Source organism: Paenibacillus sp. FSL L8-0663 (assembly GCF_038008125.1).
Lineage (GTDB): Bacteria > Bacillota > Bacilli > Paenibacillales > Paenibacillaceae > Paenibacillus > Paenibacillus polymyxa_D.
Genome location: NZ_JBBOYM010000001.1, coordinates 3,022,923 through 3,039,362, shown reverse-complemented (window position 1 = coordinate 3,039,362; position 16,440 = coordinate 3,022,923). Strand labels below are relative to the sequence as shown.

Here is a 16,440-nt window from a genome sequence, read left to right as displayed (position 1 = left end):
AATTTTCGATAAAAATAAGACGAAAATGATCGTTTTACAGTATATTTCGGAATATGAACTGAATTGGAGGCGAGCGGGATGAAAAAAGAGTTGCGACATGTGGAGCTCGATACAACAGAAGAAATTGATGAAATATATACTGAGGAGCTGGAAGCTTTTTTGATTTGGATGAAGGATGCTGGATATACGATACATACGCAAAAAAATTATATAGGGGATGTGAAGCAGTTTTTACGCACGTTGCGTGATAAACCACTCGATCAGGTGAAGAAGATTCATGTTATGTCGTATTTGTCTAAAGCGCGGGAGGGAGGAGCCGGAGATAGTACGCGGAACCGGAAGCATGCAGCGGTGAACAGTTTTTTTAAAGCGCTACAGGAATTTGAGTTATGCAGCACAAATCCGGCAGCGGGAATTAAAAAAGCAAAGACTGAAAAGAATCGTATGCCCGTCTATCTGGATGAAAAGGATATTCATCCGTTTTTGCTCGCGGTGGAGGGGAAATATGCAAATCGTAATATGGCAATTTTTCTGCTGATGGTCTACATGGGATTGCGGGTGGGGGAGGTTCACTCATTGAATGTCTCGGATTACAGTCGAGAAAGACGTACCTTAGATGTGTTCGGTAAAGGACGTAAGTGGCGTACTCTCCCGGTACCGGAAGCCGTGTGTGATTTTGTGGAGCATGCGTTGGAGGAAAGATTGACGCCGTGGAGAGGTAAAGAGGATGCGATGTTTGTATCCCAAAAAGGTCGCCGTCTGGCAGTGCGCACCATTCAACAGATCGCTACAGAAACGTTCGAAAGATTCCAGCAAGATAAGAGTATAGAACGCCGGGAGGCTTATTCCAGCCATAAGCTGAGACATACATTTGCGACAATGCTATTGCGTAAGGGAGCAGATCTGCGTACCGTACAGGAGCTGCTAGGGCATTCATCCATTCAGACAACCACAGTATACACACATGTCACTGATCGGGAAAAAGAAAAAGCAATGGATAAGCTGGATATTCAGATACCAATATCAGGATTATAAGTACAGCGTGAAAGTTGAGATTAAATGAAAATGAGTTTACATAATAATAATTATGTAAACTCATTGGGCAGAATTACATCCTGACTTGAAAATCACATCAACGGCATTAGGTCATTACAATCATGAACGTAGTATTCTTTTTCATAGCGTTAGTCTTGTTTTTGATTGATTTGTTCCAAATGATGCCGCAAATGCTGAATATAATCGTCAACTAGCCACTGTAATGTTTCGGTGGAGTGGTCATCTTTTTGAAATCTTTTCTTAGAATCGAATGATGTACATGAGTTTAAAACATTTATGATTTGCTTATTCAATAGTTTCCATAGATGTATGACATCCACGTAAGAGAACACTTCCTGATACTGATTAGCTGCCACCCATTCATTTTGCGCATACGATTCAATTTTGATAGGGGATGTTGAATGCTTAATCATGATAAATCTTCGATGATTATTAGAAGCGGAGTCGCATAGATGTCCTAGTATTTCTTTTTTGGACCATTTCTCCGAGAACGGTTTGGCATTAAATTCATGTTCTGTGATCGAAAAAATTCTTTTTCATAATCCTCGATGATTCTCGCCAGTTCTTCAACAGCATTCTTCAATAGACTAGCCTCCTTATTTTAATGATCGTCTTATGATTAGCATTAGAATAATTCAAAATAAGCTGGAAAGAAATGGTGAATTAAAGGTTAGTATGATATTGCCTTGACGAAAGCTAACACAAATTTATTTAAAGAAATAAATTTGAACCTGGTACTATGGTAGTTAATTTAAATGAGGACGTTCTCATGAAAGAAGAACATCCCTATCAATTTTTGGAATCCTACAAATCTAAGCATAAGATGCCTTTGTATCCTAACGTTAGAATGATAACAAAAGTGATTATTCGATGAGTGCCGGATTGAGTAATACAAATAAGAGGGAAACCGTCTAGTTTACATAATATATATTATGTTTTCCGTTGGTAGAATCTGCAAGTGGATCGCTCTTGTTAAGTGTCCGCTTGCAGATTCAAGTTTCACTGACAATATAAAAATAGCTTATTTTTCAGTTGAGAATATACCCGTGCGTCTACATTTCATTTTCTGGGGGAGATTCGATCATCACTCCTTCGACATGCTTGCGTCTCAGCAGTTTCCGTTTTTTGCGGTTTTCCTTGGTTTCTAAAACAATATCCAGATCATAGTCGTCAGGATACAGTTCAGTAGCAGCGATGTGAAGGACGAGCCTCTTTTTGTTAATGCTCAGTTTTTGTCCTTGGATCAAAATTCCGACATTCCCCCGTTCATCCTCGGTTTTGTATACAATTCCAGTTCGATCCAGGTAGCCTACATAAACACTATCACCAAGGGCAAATGGCTTGGTTTTGAGAGGAAGTTCTTGTTTCCTCCGTTTTGTGGCTGTATCGTCAAAAGCCGCTTTTTTAGGAAGAGACTTATTTGCATCATCAGACATTTCATCATCAACACAAGGGGGAATAACAAACGATTCCTGTGTATTTTGAGATGCTCTGCCCGCAGAAATGGCCTCGGAACGCTCGATAATACGTGTCCACATGCCCAGCTTCAGGGCAATTGCATATGCGTAGCTTTCTCCGGCCTCTCCAATGCGAAGTCGGTACAAAGGCTGTAGCGTTTCGGTATCAAACTCCATACGAGCATTCTGAAATCCCGGTGTATTTTCAGCAAAATGCTTAATTTCGCTAAAGTGCGTTGTAGCCACTACTGTCGCCCGGCGACGATGGAATTCTTCTAGCAACGCGATAGAGAGACCTACTCCTTCTCCCGGATCGGTGCCGGATGCCATTTCATCAATCAGGATCAGAGTAGAGTTGCCTGTTGTCTCTAATATGCTAATCATGTTGCGGATGTGTGCAGAAAAGGTGCTCAAAGCATGTTCAATGCTTTGCCCATCCCCGATGTCTACCACAATTTCCTCGAATACAGCCATTCGGCTGCCATGCAAAACAGGTACCAGTAGCCCCGATTGCACCATTAGTGTTAAAAGACCGACGCTTTTGAGGGCCATCGTTTTTCCGCCTGTGTTCGGTCCGGTGATGATGAGTGAGGAATATCCTTCGCCAATTGAGAAATCAAGCGGCACCATGGTATGGGACATCAACGGGTGACGTGCACCTTGGATGTCTATAATCCCGTTAAGGTTAAGTTCGACAGGGATAGCATCCAGAGTCATGGCGTATTTGGCTTTTGCCAATAAAAAATCCAATACACCTACTGTCTCTGTATTGATGCTTAGTTCCCGGTTGTATGACTCAGCCATTGCCGTCAGGTCTCCCAGCACTTTCATTTCTTCTTTTGATTCTTCTGCCATGTTCGCGCTCTGATCGAATTGCAGATTCGTAATCTCGGCAGGTTCAACGTAAACCGTTTGACCACTTCCTGATTCATCCAGTACATTACCTTTCACTTGTTTACGGAATTCTTTTTTGATTGGAAGCACGTAACGGCCATTGCGCTGACTAATCATATTTTCTTGCATAATGGATCGGTGACGGCTGGTGAGAGAGTCAAGTTTTCTCTTGATACGTTCTTCAGTAACCGCAATTTTTTTGCGAATTTTAGCTAGTTCTTTACTGGCCATATCCGTCACACGTCCCGAATGAATACATCTTTCGATTTCGGATAAAAGTGGCTCCATGCTATACATGGAAGATGCATAAGCGCTGACGGTTGGAGCAGCGTCCGCCTTGGAATGCATATATTTTATCAGTTGAATACAGCTTCGAATGAATTGAGCCATATGAGAAAAATCACGCTCGCTGAACATATACCCGGTTCCGAGCAGTTGAAGAATGTGCTCCATACCTTCCAACGAAGGAACAGGAACGCTTGCTCCGTGGCGAATGATCTGTAACGCTTCGTTCGTTTCGTCAAGACGAATCTTAATGGTACGGATATCAGTAATTGGCCGCATAGTAGCAGCGTGACGCTTACCCAGGTAAGAAAAAGCACATTCAGAAACTCTTGTTTTAATTTGATCATATTCCAAACGCAGCATTGTAGTTTCGTTCATGAATAAATCTCTCCTTTGGTTGTGTGGTGTAAGGATTTAGAAAACCTTGCTGTTAAAATAAAAAAGGGCGGAGAATGAACAAAACGTTCATTCTCCGCCCTTAAGGAAAGAGGGAATTTATCTTCAAATAAGCCTGTTATTCAACTTTTGTAGTTCCGAGTTCCGTGTTTCCAATTCATTCACGCAATAGTTCTTTGCTAAGCTATTGGGATCGTGAAAGGAAGACGTTTAAAGGGAAGTTACAAAATCTGAAAACAAAAAAACCGCGCTGAACACAGCACGGAATAGAGCCTGGATGAAGATAATCCCGAAGGCGATTTATGATATCCGCATGTTCTTAACTAATATCAGGGTAACAACACGGCAACAAACAAACCTGTCCCCGAAGGGTACAAGCGCCTGATGATACTCCCTGAATATGCAATTGCTTAGTTAAGAACATTCACCGACATCAAAATCTCTCCCTTAATTGAAGATATAACCATACTATACGATTGGACAGGCGTTGAAGTCAAGTCCTACTTCTTTAATACGCTACAATGGTGATCATTATATTAACATAACATATATTATGTAAACTCGATATCTAATAAAGTTTTGTTATCTATTAAATGATAATGAGAAGGATATTCAACAGGCTATTAACCGCCTTGTCCAAGGTGGAACGGTCATTGCTATTGCTCATCGCCTCAAAACGATACGAAACGCGGACCGTATTGTAGTATTGGACAAAGGAATGGCCGTAGGGCAGGGACAACATGATGAGCTGTTGGATGATAACGGCCTGGATGCACGATTGTGGAAAAGACAGCATGAAGGAAGAGAGTCATAATCCGTCTGAAATTATGATACAAACATTAAGAAACCGCCCCGGAGGATGGCATATCACCTCTCCAGGGGCGGTTTCTTGTGCTGCTATTCAGAATCATCGGCTATGACAGCTTGTACAGGCCGCCTGTCACGAAGCAATGGTAACAACAGCGTCGCTCCGACCAAAAACAAGCCGGCGCTCACGGTATATACGGTGTTCAGGGAGGATTCGTGTTTGAGTGTTCCGCCAATACTCATACCGACGACCATCATCCCGGAGAACAGGGGAGAGAGGGCACCACCGACGCGGCCGATAAAAGCAGCTTCGGCGTTTTTCATCATCATTGTGTTGATACCGATATGAATGCAAGGATAAAATAGGCCGCTGAAAACTTGTAGTGCCATGGTCAGCACAATATTGTGCGACCATCCGACTCCAAAGGTTGTCAGTGTGCTGACCAAAAGTCCGACCACCAGCAGTAATTGCGGCTGTACTTTTTTGGCAACCCCCATAATCAGACCGCCTCCCACCAGCATAGCCGCTCCGTTCGCCATTAATGGCCATTGCAGGAATTCCTTGTTTTGTCCAAGGTTCTCGATGGCGATAAAAACCATTAATGGTTGAATAAGTCCGACCGCTAGCCCAATTACGGTGAATGTTCCCCCAAGCGTGCGAAGTGTGCGGTTATTCCATACATAACGTATTCCTTCTTTAAGCTCTTGAATGAAATGAGGGGGTTGATCATCTATCTCAAGTGCTTGTTCATCTTGTGGAATACGAGTCAGGACAAGCGCCGAGATGAGAAACAATATTCCGGTTATAGACATTGAAATGAAAATTCCAAAGTGTTGATAAATAAATGTACCGATAACGGGGCCGATAACCATAAATAATGCCATGAGAGATTGAAAAAGGGCCATCACTCCCTGAAGCTGTTCTGGTGCTACATGCTGCTTAAATATCTTCATCGCAGACGGCTGAGAAAATTGAGATAGAATGGCCGAAAAGAAAGTGGACAGCAAAAGCACCTGCCATGACCCGTACCATAATGCCAACAAGACAATAAAAATAGAGGCAGCGGACAGCAAATCGCAACTAATCATGGTCCGTTTGGGCCGCCAACGGTCCGCGAATGTTCCTCCAATGATAGCGAACAGAAAAATAGGCATGAATTCAGCAACTGAAATGAGCGACACGTATACGGGATCATTATGAGTCAAATCTGTTACATACAACAGTATGGCAAAGTTGCGCACCCAAATGCCCAAATTTAGCAGCGCATTGGAGGCGATTATGGTCCTTATATATGGATTATTAAACAACTACAAACTCTCCTTTCCTTTTCCAGGGTACAAGATCCTTGAGATGTCATTTTAAATAAACAAAAAATATTTTTGTCTATGTAATAATAGATAATATAATAAATTAACTACTATTTAGTCAAATGTTTTTTGAATCATGAAGAAAGTAGAGCATAGAAAATAAAGAGGTCAATGATCGTTAAGAACGTGAAATAGAATAGTAGTAAAAGTACTCACTTTAAACTTGTGAATTAGGAATGATATCTAATCGAAAAATTAATTTACATAATAAATATTATGTTAACTAAAAATATTTATCTTAATAATAGGCGGCTGAATCCGATGTACCTTTTAAAATCATAGTGATATAATTACGCGTACATGCCTGAAAAGGAGCGAATGGAACGTAAATGAACTTTCAAGTGGATTTTTTATCTTTTTTTGTAATTCAGGTAGATGGAAAAGAAGGACAGGGTGGTAAGTCCTATAAGCATTACGCTACGATGGACGACTACGATTATGACGAAAGCGATGTTAAAAAATTTCTGGACGGGGAATTTACTCGTATTAGCAAGCGGAAGGTTGAAAAAAATCCCAGCACAGAGCAGGCACCGACCAAAATCGGCCGCTTTATCGTCGAACCGGAGCATGAATTGAGCAGTAATCCGAATTTTAATATGTTCGCCCGACTGCGGGCAGCAGAGGATAAGGAAGATTTTAAAAATGCTTGTGACGATCTGGTGCGGATGTATCTGGATACGAGCGCAGTACGCGGCGGAGCGCTGATCATTGTACAGGCAACCTTGAATACACACTCGGATGATCCGTTTATTTTTGTGCTTAAATGTGATTTCGAGCCTAAAATTGCCAGAATTACTGAAAGCAGTCTGGTGAGTGAGGTCGAAATGGCTATTTCTGCCCGTAATATGAAATCCATCATGTATCCTTACATGCTTGAGGAGGGGATGAACGATGAGTGGGAGCTTAAAATTCACCAGTCTTCGCATGCCCGGTATTTTGAGGATTTTTTGAAATTCGTGACCTATGAGCAATCCATGCCGGAAATCGTCAATGAGCATGTCATGGGCTTCGTTCAGAACTATGTAGAAACCAAATGGCCGGATGCATCTAATGAGGAAAGACAGCAGGAAGAGCGCGATCTGGAATTGTGGGCGGCGAGCGAAAAACGGGATTTGCAAGGGAAATGGGAACCACTCCAGGTCGTAGAGGCTGCACAGCATATTGTCGAGCTGAAACCAGAGATTGAAGTGCGTTTCAAACTAGATGATACGGCCGTGCGTGGGCTACTGTCCGACTTTGGCGCCAAGCTGCATATCACGAAACTTCATGATCGATATGCACTTATTATTGAAGGTGACGCATTTACGTTTGAAAAGGGATTTTCACCGATTGAGCTGCTTCAACCTGAATCGTTTGAAACGGTGGCTGAGCGGCTAAAAGAGAAACGCCAGCATGAAAATGAGTATGTGGATGGCGATACGCCACCTTGGTAATTTGAATGCATAGCAGGACGACAAACTGAACTTTTACATTATAACGACTAAAAAACTGGCCTCTCAACGGATATTACCGCTGTGGAGGCCAGTTTTGTTTAGCTTTTATGTTCCCGATCTACACATGAACTTTGCTAATTTGATCTTTCAGCTTGTCCGCAGATTGAAGCAACTTTGCACGTTCCTCGTCATTGAGCGGAAGATCCAAAATTTCACGTACTCCATTGTGATCTACGATACTTGGAACGCCTAAATATACGTCAGATACTCCGTTATAATTTTCCAGCAAGGTGGACACATTAAGTACCGACCCCTCGTCTCCGAGAATGGCGGCTACAATTCGGTCGAGAGCCAGCCCGATAGCATAAGAAGTTGCGCCTTTAGCATCTATAATTTCATAGGCAGCATTCTTGGTATTTTCAAAAATTTCATTTTTCGTTTCTTCACCCAGTTCAAGCGGAGTTCCAGCAACGTTGGCTGTGCTCCATACAGGTAACTCGGAGTCACCGTGTTCTCCAATAATATGAGCGTGGATGCTTCGTGGATCGATGCCCTTTTGCTTCCCGATCAAATAGCGGAAGCGTGCGCTGTCCAGCAACGTTCCTGATCCAATGACTCTACTTGAAGGCCAACCACTGCGTTTCCAAGAGATGTAGGAGAGAATGTCCACTGGATTGGTTGCGATCAGCAAAATGCCGTGTGTATTGACCTTGACAATATTATCAATAATACTTTCAAAAATTTCGGCATTACGCTTCAGCAAATCAATGCGCGTTTCTCCCGGCTTTTGTGAAGCGCCTGCTGTAACAATAATGATATCTGCATCACGGCAGTCTTCATAATCACCCGCCCACACTTTGACACCGCCGAGAAAGGGAAGCCCATGATTCATATCGAGCATTTCCCCCTTCGCCTTTTTGACGTTGACATCAATAAAGACAAGTTCTGACATGCGTTGGCGCAGCAGTAGGGTATAGCCGGTTGTTGTGCCAACCGCTCCCATGCCGACAATGGCCACTCTACTTCGTTTGTAAGGTTTTAAGCTCATAAAATCCTCATCTCCTTCTCGGGTTGTATACCTTTTCATTTTGGGGTATTACTTAAAAATTTATCTTTCCAACTTAGTGTACCGTATATATTTACCCACGGCAAAGAAATATGACATTTTTCCTTGACTTCAAAGGCGAGCTCGCTAATAATTAATCGAATGATAAGAACACGCACTAAAGCGTTGCAGCACCGATATTGACGTATGAAATTATGGAAAGAGGATTCGGCATATGGACTTATTTCGAAAAAAAACAGGACTGCTCCCGCATGAGGAAAGCGGATCTACAGGTCACTTAAAGAGAACAATGGGTGCCTTTGATCTCACCATGCTAGGTGTAGGATGTATTATCGGTACCGGGATTTTTGTTATTACTGGCAAGGCAGCAGCAGAAAATGCAGGTCCTGGATTGATGCTCTCCTTTGTTATTGCAGGTATTGCCTGCGTACTAGCAGCCTTATGTTATGCGGAGCTATCATCTACAGTTCCCGCAGCTGGGAGCGCTTATGCGTATAGTTATATTGTATTTGGAGAAATTTTGGCCTGGGTACTGGGTTGGGACCTGATTCTGGAATATGGAGTGGCGGCCGCCTCTGTGAGTAGTGGATGGTCTGCATACTTTCAAGGCTTGCTGGCTGGATTTGATATACATTTACCGCTGGCTTTAACCGCAGCCTTCGATTCGACCAAGGGAACCATTATTGATCTACCAGCCGTGTGCATCATTATGCTCATCACACTGTTACTGAGTCTCGGAGCCAAGGAGACGGTTCGATTCAATTTAATAATGGTTTGTGTTAAAGTCGGAGTTGTATTGCTATTTATTGCAATCGGTATCTTTTATGTTAAGCCTGACAACTGGACACCATTTTTGCCTTATGGATTTTCTGGTGTTTTGAGTGCTGCGGCAATCGTATTTTTTGCTTATCTGGGTTTCGATGCCATCTCAACTGCAGCCGAAGAAGTTCGCAATCCGCAGCGGAATATGCCCATCGGCATTATTTCTTCTCTTGCGATCTGCACGGTATTGTACATTGCCGTTTCAGTTGTGCTAACGGGAATGGTACCTTATACGCAGTTGGGGGTAAGTGATCCTGTTGCGTTTGCCCTCCGTTTTATTCATCAGGATTTCGTAGCCGGATTGATTTCAGTCGGAGCGATTGCGGGGATGACCACCGTTTTACTGGTGCTGTTGTTTGGTCAAACACGGTTGATTTTCTCCATGTCACGTGATGGTCTTTTACCCGTTTTTTTATCTAAAATAAATGCCAAAACTCAAACACCGATTCGAAGCACTTGGCTGGTAGGTAGTATTATCGCATTGGCTAGTGGATTGTTCCCGTTACATGCACTGACCAATTTGACGAGTATTGGAACCCTGTTCGCTTTTGCTGTGGTATCGGTAGGGGTTATCGTTCTGCGCAAGAAACGCCCTGATTTGAAAAGAGGCTTTACTGTGCCGTGGGTTCCGTTGCTCCCGCTTTTAAGTGCGTTGGTTTGCATCGGTCTGATGCTTCAGCTTCATATTAGCACCTGGATTGGATTCATTGTGTGGCTCCTGCTTGGATTGCTGATCTATTTCTTCTATGGATACCACAAAAGTTTGTTGAACCGTAAATCCTAATAAATTTTAGTATAAAAAGCCGGCATCCTGCACTTTTGTGAAGGGGCCGGTTTTTTTTGTCATTACGCGAAATGTGTCACATAGAGGCGTTTATGGTATAATTCTGTTTCAGATAAGCTTTTGGCACGTGATTACAGCATGCCATCGAGGGAGGATTTTTATATGAAACTGCGCTGGCGTGCGCTCTTGGGGGGAGTACTACTGCTGATAGGTATTCTGCTGACTGCCTGTTCTGCTGAAGCCCCAGAAACGTTAACAAAACCTCCGATTGAGGAACCTGATGATCAGGGTCAGACGATTACTATTAATCCACCAGTGACTCCAAAGGTGGGCGATCCCAACGCCAAATATGTAGTTCAGACGCGAATAGCGGATTTTCATTTGATTGATAATAATAAAGGGTTAGTTTGGGGAGTTACCCATAATGAGCTCCGACTTTATGATACTCATGATGGCGGAAAGACATGGAATAATATTTCCCCCTCCGAAAACGTCCAATTTCAAGACAAACTTGAATATGGAAAGGACATCAGTTTCACTGATTCGCGTCACGGTTGGGTTGTCCGCCAAAATTTGGACAAAACAGCAACCGTCATTCTGAGAACAGCAGATGGAGGACAGAGCTGGGATGTTTCAGCGCTTCCAAGCGGGGATCATGTGAGCTCGATCCAATATGTAAATCCAACTACTGGCTGGATCATGGCATATGTAAAACTGAATGAGCAGGATCAACAAAAACTGTTGTATCACACCACTGACGGTGGAGCCACGTGGAATAAAGTTGCGCAAAGTTCTGGTATGACATCCAACAAATCAGGCTCAGGTTTACCCGATCGGGGCAGTCTGGCCGGGATGAGCTTTTCTTCCAACAAGCAGGGATTTGTAGCGATCAATCTAGATAACAGTGTTAAGTTGTACAAGACTTTGAATCAAGGGAAAACCTGGACGCCGGTAGCTAACAGAATTCAGGGCTGCCCTCAGGCCAAAGCAGAAGCCCAGCAGTCTCTGAAAGGGAGCAGTACCTCGTACTGGATTCCAGTTCTTTGCTCTGGGGTTAACGGCACAAAATATAATGGACTGTTTACAAATGATACAGGGGCCCAATGGAGCGATGTATCTTTGGGTCTGAGTAGCAACATTAATTCTATTATCCCTGGCCGTACGTTTCTAAACGAAAAGGAAGGGTGGATCATAACCGAAACCGGATTGACCCGTACATTGGATGGGGGGAAGACGTGGACAAGTCTCACAGGCAACAAAGTGCTACCCTTGAAGCTAAAAGACTACCCACGATCGGTCAAGCTCCGTTTCGCCTCTTCTTCGGTGGGTTGGCTGCTTCTGGAACGCCTTGATGACAAGAAGTCACTGCTGCTGAAAACGACGGACGGCGGTGCGAACTGGAGAATTTTATAATCGCTATAAAGGCGATTGCCCTGGGGTATTTTTCTCAGGGCGTTTTATTTTTAAAAAATTTAAATTTTATACGACTATATGTGAAAAAAATCACAAACTAACGAATAAGCCGCTGTTATACTAAACCTGTAAACAACGATAGGAGTGATAATCATGAGAGCGAATCAGGATCATATGTTAACCCAATACTACCTACAATTTTGTTATACTTGCCAGGATGCCTATGGTTGCACGACTGAAGAGGACTGCAAGCAGTGTGCAGAGCGTTACGCTGAAGACGAAGATCATGAAGCTCTGGATGAAACACAACGTTATCTCCAGCTTGTACATGTGTAAATCAATGAATCATTCTGATATCGCCATATCTTGAGCCTCCCGGATTATTCCGTGGGGGCTCTTGGCGTTCTTGAGGGTTGCTATCAAATTTGGGCAGGAACATACATATACTGTTATGGAAAGCTTAGGTCAGGTCAGGATGCCCGGTCGTTTCCCTGTGGAATGCCTGGCGGAGAGGAGTGCGGTGCATGGGTTTTGAATCATTATGGATGTTCGATTGGCTGGGCACGGTACTGCCCGTATTTTTCGTTGTCGTGTTGGGTATTGTCGTGTTGTCTGCAGGCAGGGAAGTCATGGAATGGAGTCGGAATAAAAGGCAGCCTGTACTGACGGTCGGTTCCCGAATTACGGCCAGAAGGACACATCTCCAACAGAGGCGGCAGGAGGAACAAGGGACTCGCACCTATACTTTCTATTACGTAACCTTCGAAGTGGAAAGTGGCGACCGGATGGAGTTTAAGGTATCTGGGGAAGAATATGGTCAATGCGCTGAAGGGGATGAGGGACGGCTTACTTTTCAGGGTACAAGGTATATCGGGTTTCAGCGTCTTAATCGCTATAGCTTGGAACAGGTTAAAATGTAGAATTCAGTCTAATTATTTTTGGATTCATTTACAGCCTTCTGTAAGAAACCAGGGTAGGGGGCTGTAGATGTTTCTTGTTCGACACATTTTGGTACATATATATTAGAACAGAGTAGTTCAGAGGAGGAATGATTCGTGTCATTTGAGGGACAAGTTGTTATTGTAACAGGAGCGGCGCATGGCATCGGGAAAGAGGTCGCTTTTGCCTACGCTGCTCAGGGTGCCCATGTTGTATTTGCGGACTACAATGAGGAAGAGGGTGCCGCAGCCGCTGCAGCAGCCCGGAACGAGGGCTATCAGGCCATTTTTATTCCTTGTGATGTACGGAAGGAAGAAGATATTGTGGCGCTAATCCGTGCCACGGTAGAAGAATACGGCACGATTCATACGCTAATTAACAACGCAGGCGTATCCAAATGGAAATCTCCATATGAGTTAACGCTAGCAGAATGGGATGACATTTTGAATACTAACGTACGCAGCTGTTTTATTGCCACTAGGGAAGCAGCTAAGGTGATGAAACGAAACGCAGAAGGTGGCTCTGTGGTCAATATGACCTCTACACGAGCTTTCATGTCAGAACCGGATACAGAAGCCTACGCGGCATCCAAAGGAGCTATTGCGGCCCTTACACACGCGATGGCTATATCGCTAGGAAAGGACGGGATTCAGGTCAATTGCATCAGTCCAGGGTGGATTGAAACCGGGGATTATGAGCAACTGCGTGCAGAAGACCATCAACAGCATCCGTCTGGGCGAGTAGGAACCCCTAAGGACATCGCACGGGCCTGTCTGTATTTGACACAACCCGGCAATGATTTTGTAACAGGCACGAATCTGGTAGTAGACGGTGGCATGACACGTAAAATGATTTACGAGCCATAATAAAATCCTAAATGAGTAGTCCCAATCTAGGGGCTATTTTTTTGTTTCTGGACTGTCACCCATTGGGCATTTGTACCATACGATAGGGTATGTGATGGAGAAGCGAGGAGGGGACGCGTTGGCTGTAATCAAGACCAACTCAGAGGATGTAAGGACACTCGCCCGATTGATGCGGGCAGAGGCCGAAGGAGAAGGAGAGCAGGGGATGCTCATGGTTGGCAATGTCGGAGTAAATAGGATTTTGGGCAATTGTCTGGATTTTCGGGGAGTTCGTCTTATGAACGATATGGTGTTTCAGAGTCCAGGCGGATTTGAAGCTACCCAAAAGGGGTACTTTTATCAAAGAGCTCGTGACCGTGACATTCGTCTTGCCCGGCGTGTCATTAATGGGGAAAAAATACGCCCGGCGTCCAATGCATTATGGTTTTTCAGACCGGCAGGAGACTGTCCGGACACCTGGTATAACCAGACCAATACTGGACGTTTTAAAGCCCATTGCTTTTTTAGCCCGACTGTACAGGATTGTCCTGCCGTCTTTTAGAACGCTTCAACATGAGTTTGAATAATTTAAAACCATTTTAGGAGGAATTTACATGATTTCACAGCAAGCTTACCGTCCTGTTTCTTATCCTGCTGGTGGCGGGTATCCCGAATGGCCCAGAGGGATGAATCCGGTCGGAACTATGCAGCCCATCAGCACCTTCCCCCCTCAGGTTAACAGCGGTAGTGCGATGACACCGGCTGGTATGGTGGTACAGAGCCAGACTCCACAATTTGAGCAATCATATATTGAAAACATTTTGCGCTTGAACTTGGGTAAAACAGGTACCTTTTATATGACGTATGAAAATAACCGGGAATGGAATGCGAAAATATTCAAAGGTATTCTGGAAGCAGCGGGTCGTGACCACATTATTATCAGTGATCCGGCTACGGGCAAGCGGACGATTTTGCTGATGGTGAATCTGGACTATGCTACTTTTGATGAGCCATTGTTGTACCAATATCCCGGCGTCATCGGGAATCCGGGTGCATCCCCGGTTCGCTGATGCCTTTATATATATGAGTCTACATCCTCTGCCAGACGGCAGGGGATGTATTTTGTTTATAATCTTTCTCAAATATAGTAGCTTTCTTGGTGGTAAGCGGCGAAAACGAGAGCTTTACGACCTAAATGATAGTGGAGCTGTTTTTTCTGACATTGCTTGTGGTTTGACTGTATAGAGTATAGTTATATAATTAAATATAAGCTGATGAATAATCTAATCATTTATGCGGAATATGGCTTTGGAAGCCGGAAGGAGTGAATGTGTTGGGAAGTTGACGCTGCTTATGATGTGTTATCGTTCTGTCTATGATGAAACTATCCGAAGGAGGTGCGCCTGTCTGCCGTAATGACGGCTGATGGGGAGCATATTGAGTGACCCTTTACCGAGTATGTTTAACTTATTTATTGTTTTTGCATTAGTACTATTGAATGGTTTTTTTGTATCTGCGGAATTTGCCATGGTGAAGGTCAGAGGCAGCCGTATTGAGACTTTGGTGGAGGCGGGCAATAAAAAGGCCGTATACGCCGCCAATATGTTACACAACTTGGACGCTTATTTGTCTGCCTGCCAGTTGGGTATTACACTGGCATCGTTGGGACTAGGATGGATCGGAGAGCCGGCCATCGCACATTTGATCGAACCTGTATTTACAGCCGCTGGATTAGGAGCGGTATATGTGCACGGTACTGCCGTGGTTATTGCATTTATTGTTATTACGATTCTGCATATTGTGTTGGGTGAATTGGCGCCCAAAACGATAGCTATTCGTAAATCTGAGACCATTACGCTGTATTCAGCCATGCTGATGACTTGGTTTTACAAGTTGATGTATCCATTCATATGGGCGTTAAATGGAATGGCGAACAGCCTGCTGCGTTTATTCCGTCTGGAGCCGGTATCCGAGAATGACGATTCCGCACATACCGGAGATGAAATACGCATTCTGATGAAAGAAAGCAATAAGAGCGGACTAATTGATAATACGGAATTGGCGCTTGTTGATAATATATTTGATTTTACCGACACGACCGCCAGGGAAATCATGATTCCGCGAACTGAGATGATCTGCTTATACAGTAATGAGTCCACAGAAGAAAATCTCGCGATTGCGACGGAAAGCATGAGAACCCGTTATCCAATCTGCGCCGAAGATAAGGACCATATTATCGGCTTTATCCATATTAAGGACCTTCTGCGGGCGAACACACTGGATACCCGTACGATGATTCGACCGATTCTTGCTGTCCCTGAATCTACGCAAATTAGTGATCTGCTCAAACGCATGCAGCGTAGCAAGACGCAAATCGCAATTTTGATTGATGAATATGGCGGTACATCGGGTATGGTAACGCTGGAAGATATTATGGAAGAAATCGTTGGTGAAATTCAGGATGAGTTCGATCAGGAACGTCCGAGTTGTGAGCAGATTAATGACGAGGAATTTTCCATTGACGGCATGTTATTAATTGATGAAGTGAACGACCGCTTTGGGCTGGATCTTGATCATGAGGATTATGATACGGTAGGGGGCTGGCTATACTCACATGTCGAGGTTATTCCCCCACAGCCTGGTCAGACTGTAATGTTTGAGGGATGTATGTTCACGGTAGAAGAAGTTGAAAACAAGCGGATTTCACGTATTCGGCTGATAAAACAGCCTATCGTCGTGGAAGAAGCAGGAGTCTCATAACGGAATAAACCTAGAGAGCGACCTTGAACGATGTGGGGTCGCTTTTTATTTTGTCTCCTTTACAGAATGGACATGAATTGATATGATGTTCGTGTGATTGTCAACCTAATTATAA

At 43.8% G+C, this 16,440-nt stretch carries 14 protein-coding genes and 1 pseudogene; 11 read left to right on the top strand and 4 right to left on the bottom strand.

The window, feature by feature from the left end; genetic code table 11:
* Positions 1 to 78: 78 nt before the first annotated feature.
* The gene (locus MKY75_RS12950; protein ID WP_029517491.1) at positions 79 to 1,035 is read left to right on the top strand and encodes a tyrosine-type recombinase/integrase; all 957 of its coding nucleotides are present in this window, start codon (positions 79 to 81) and stop codon (positions 1,033 to 1,035) included.
* Between the two features lie 149 nt (positions 1,036 to 1,184).
* Here MKY75_RS12950 and MKY75_RS25600 read toward each other — a convergent pair whose 3' ends face one another.
* Together MKY75_RS25600 and MKY75_RS12945 are read right to left on the bottom strand one after the other, a co-directional pair.
* Positions 1,185 to 1,577, bottom strand: coding sequence for a DinB family protein (locus tag MKY75_RS25600; RefSeq protein WP_445671529.1), 393 nt, complete (start codon positions 1,575 to 1,577; stop codon positions 1,185 to 1,187).
* 531 nt (positions 1,578 to 2,108) lie between these two features.
* Positions 2,109 to 4,070 carry an endonuclease MutS2 gene (locus MKY75_RS12945; RefSeq protein WP_209947454.1) on the bottom strand — a complete coding sequence of 654 codons (1,962 nt, stop codon included), beginning with the start codon at positions 4,068 to 4,070 and terminating at the stop codon, positions 2,109 to 2,111.
* A gap of 613 nt (positions 4,071 to 4,683) precedes the next feature.
* Here MKY75_RS12945 and MKY75_RS12940 point away from each other — a divergent pair.
* Positions 4,684 to 4,902: pseudogene (locus MKY75_RS12940) on the top strand (ABC transporter ATP-binding protein); the annotation flags it as partial.
* 83 nt (positions 4,903 to 4,985) lie between these two features.
* On the opposite strand, the gene MKY75_RS12935 reads toward MKY75_RS12940, so the two are convergent.
* Positions 4,986 to 6,203 (bottom strand): MFS transporter, encoded by a 1,218-nt coding sequence (locus tag MKY75_RS12935; RefSeq protein ID WP_322252707.1) that lies wholly within the window; start codon positions 6,201 to 6,203, stop codon positions 4,986 to 4,988.
* Positions 6,204 to 6,592: 389 nt separating this feature from the next.
* Here MKY75_RS12935 and MKY75_RS12930 point away from each other — a divergent pair, with 389 nt between their 5' ends.
* Positions 6,593 to 7,696, top strand: a complete 1,104-nt coding sequence (locus tag MKY75_RS12930; RefSeq protein ID WP_069011777.1) for a DUF3900 domain-containing protein — start codon at positions 6,593 to 6,595, stop codon at positions 7,694 to 7,696.
* Positions 7,697 to 7,814: 118 nt separating this feature from the next.
* Here MKY75_RS12930 and MKY75_RS12925 read toward each other — a convergent pair whose 3' ends face one another.
* Entirely contained in the window at positions 7,815 to 8,744 is a 930-nt protein-coding gene (locus MKY75_RS12925) for an L-lactate dehydrogenase (RefSeq protein ID WP_069011779.1), read from the bottom strand.
* Positions 8,745 to 8,976: 232 nt separating this feature from the next.
* On the opposite strand from MKY75_RS12925, the gene MKY75_RS12920 reads away from it, so the two are divergent.
* The 8 genes from MKY75_RS12920 (at position 8,977) to MKY75_RS12885 (ending at position 16,325) form a co-directional block, all read left to right on the top strand.
* A complete protein-coding gene (locus MKY75_RS12920; RefSeq protein ID WP_069011782.1) occupies positions 8,977 to 10,368 on the top strand; it encodes an amino acid permease in 1,392 nt (463 codons plus the stop codon).
* 162 nt (positions 10,369 to 10,530) lie between these two features.
* Positions 10,531 to 11,781, top strand: a complete 1,251-nt coding sequence (locus MKY75_RS12915) for a WD40/YVTN/BNR-like repeat-containing protein (protein ID WP_029517498.1) — start codon at positions 10,531 to 10,533, stop codon at positions 11,779 to 11,781.
* Positions 11,782 to 11,934: 153 nt separating this feature from the next.
* A complete protein-coding gene (locus MKY75_RS12910; RefSeq protein ID WP_029517499.1) occupies positions 11,935 to 12,117 on the top strand; it encodes a hypothetical protein in 183 nt (60 codons plus the stop codon).
* Positions 12,118 to 12,305: 188 nt separating this feature from the next.
* Positions 12,306 to 12,701 (top strand): DUF2500 domain-containing protein, encoded by a 396-nt coding sequence (locus MKY75_RS12905; RefSeq protein ID WP_013371386.1) that lies wholly within the window; start codon positions 12,306 to 12,308, stop codon positions 12,699 to 12,701.
* Positions 12,702 to 12,836: 135 nt separating this feature from the next.
* The gene (locus tag MKY75_RS12900; protein WP_165146563.1) at positions 12,837 to 13,586 is read left to right on the top strand and encodes an SDR family NAD(P)-dependent oxidoreductase; all 750 of its coding nucleotides are present in this window, start codon (positions 12,837 to 12,839) and stop codon (positions 13,584 to 13,586) included.
* Positions 13,587 to 13,704: 118 nt separating this feature from the next.
* Positions 13,705 to 14,127, top strand: a complete 423-nt coding sequence (locus tag MKY75_RS12895) for a cell wall hydrolase (protein ID WP_165146560.1) — start codon at positions 13,705 to 13,707, stop codon at positions 14,125 to 14,127.
* Between the two features lie 52 nt (positions 14,128 to 14,179).
* Positions 14,180 to 14,635 carry a spore coat protein GerQ gene (gene gerQ, locus MKY75_RS12890; RefSeq protein WP_103049198.1) on the top strand — a complete coding sequence of 152 codons (456 nt, stop codon included), beginning with the start codon at positions 14,180 to 14,182 and terminating at the stop codon, positions 14,633 to 14,635.
* Between the two features lie 355 nt (positions 14,636 to 14,990).
* Complete coding sequence (locus MKY75_RS12885) at positions 14,991 to 16,325, top strand: CNNM domain-containing protein (protein ID WP_049816987.1); 1,335 nt, start codon at positions 14,991 to 14,993, stop codon at positions 16,323 to 16,325.
* Positions 16,326 to 16,440: the final 115 nt, after the last annotated feature.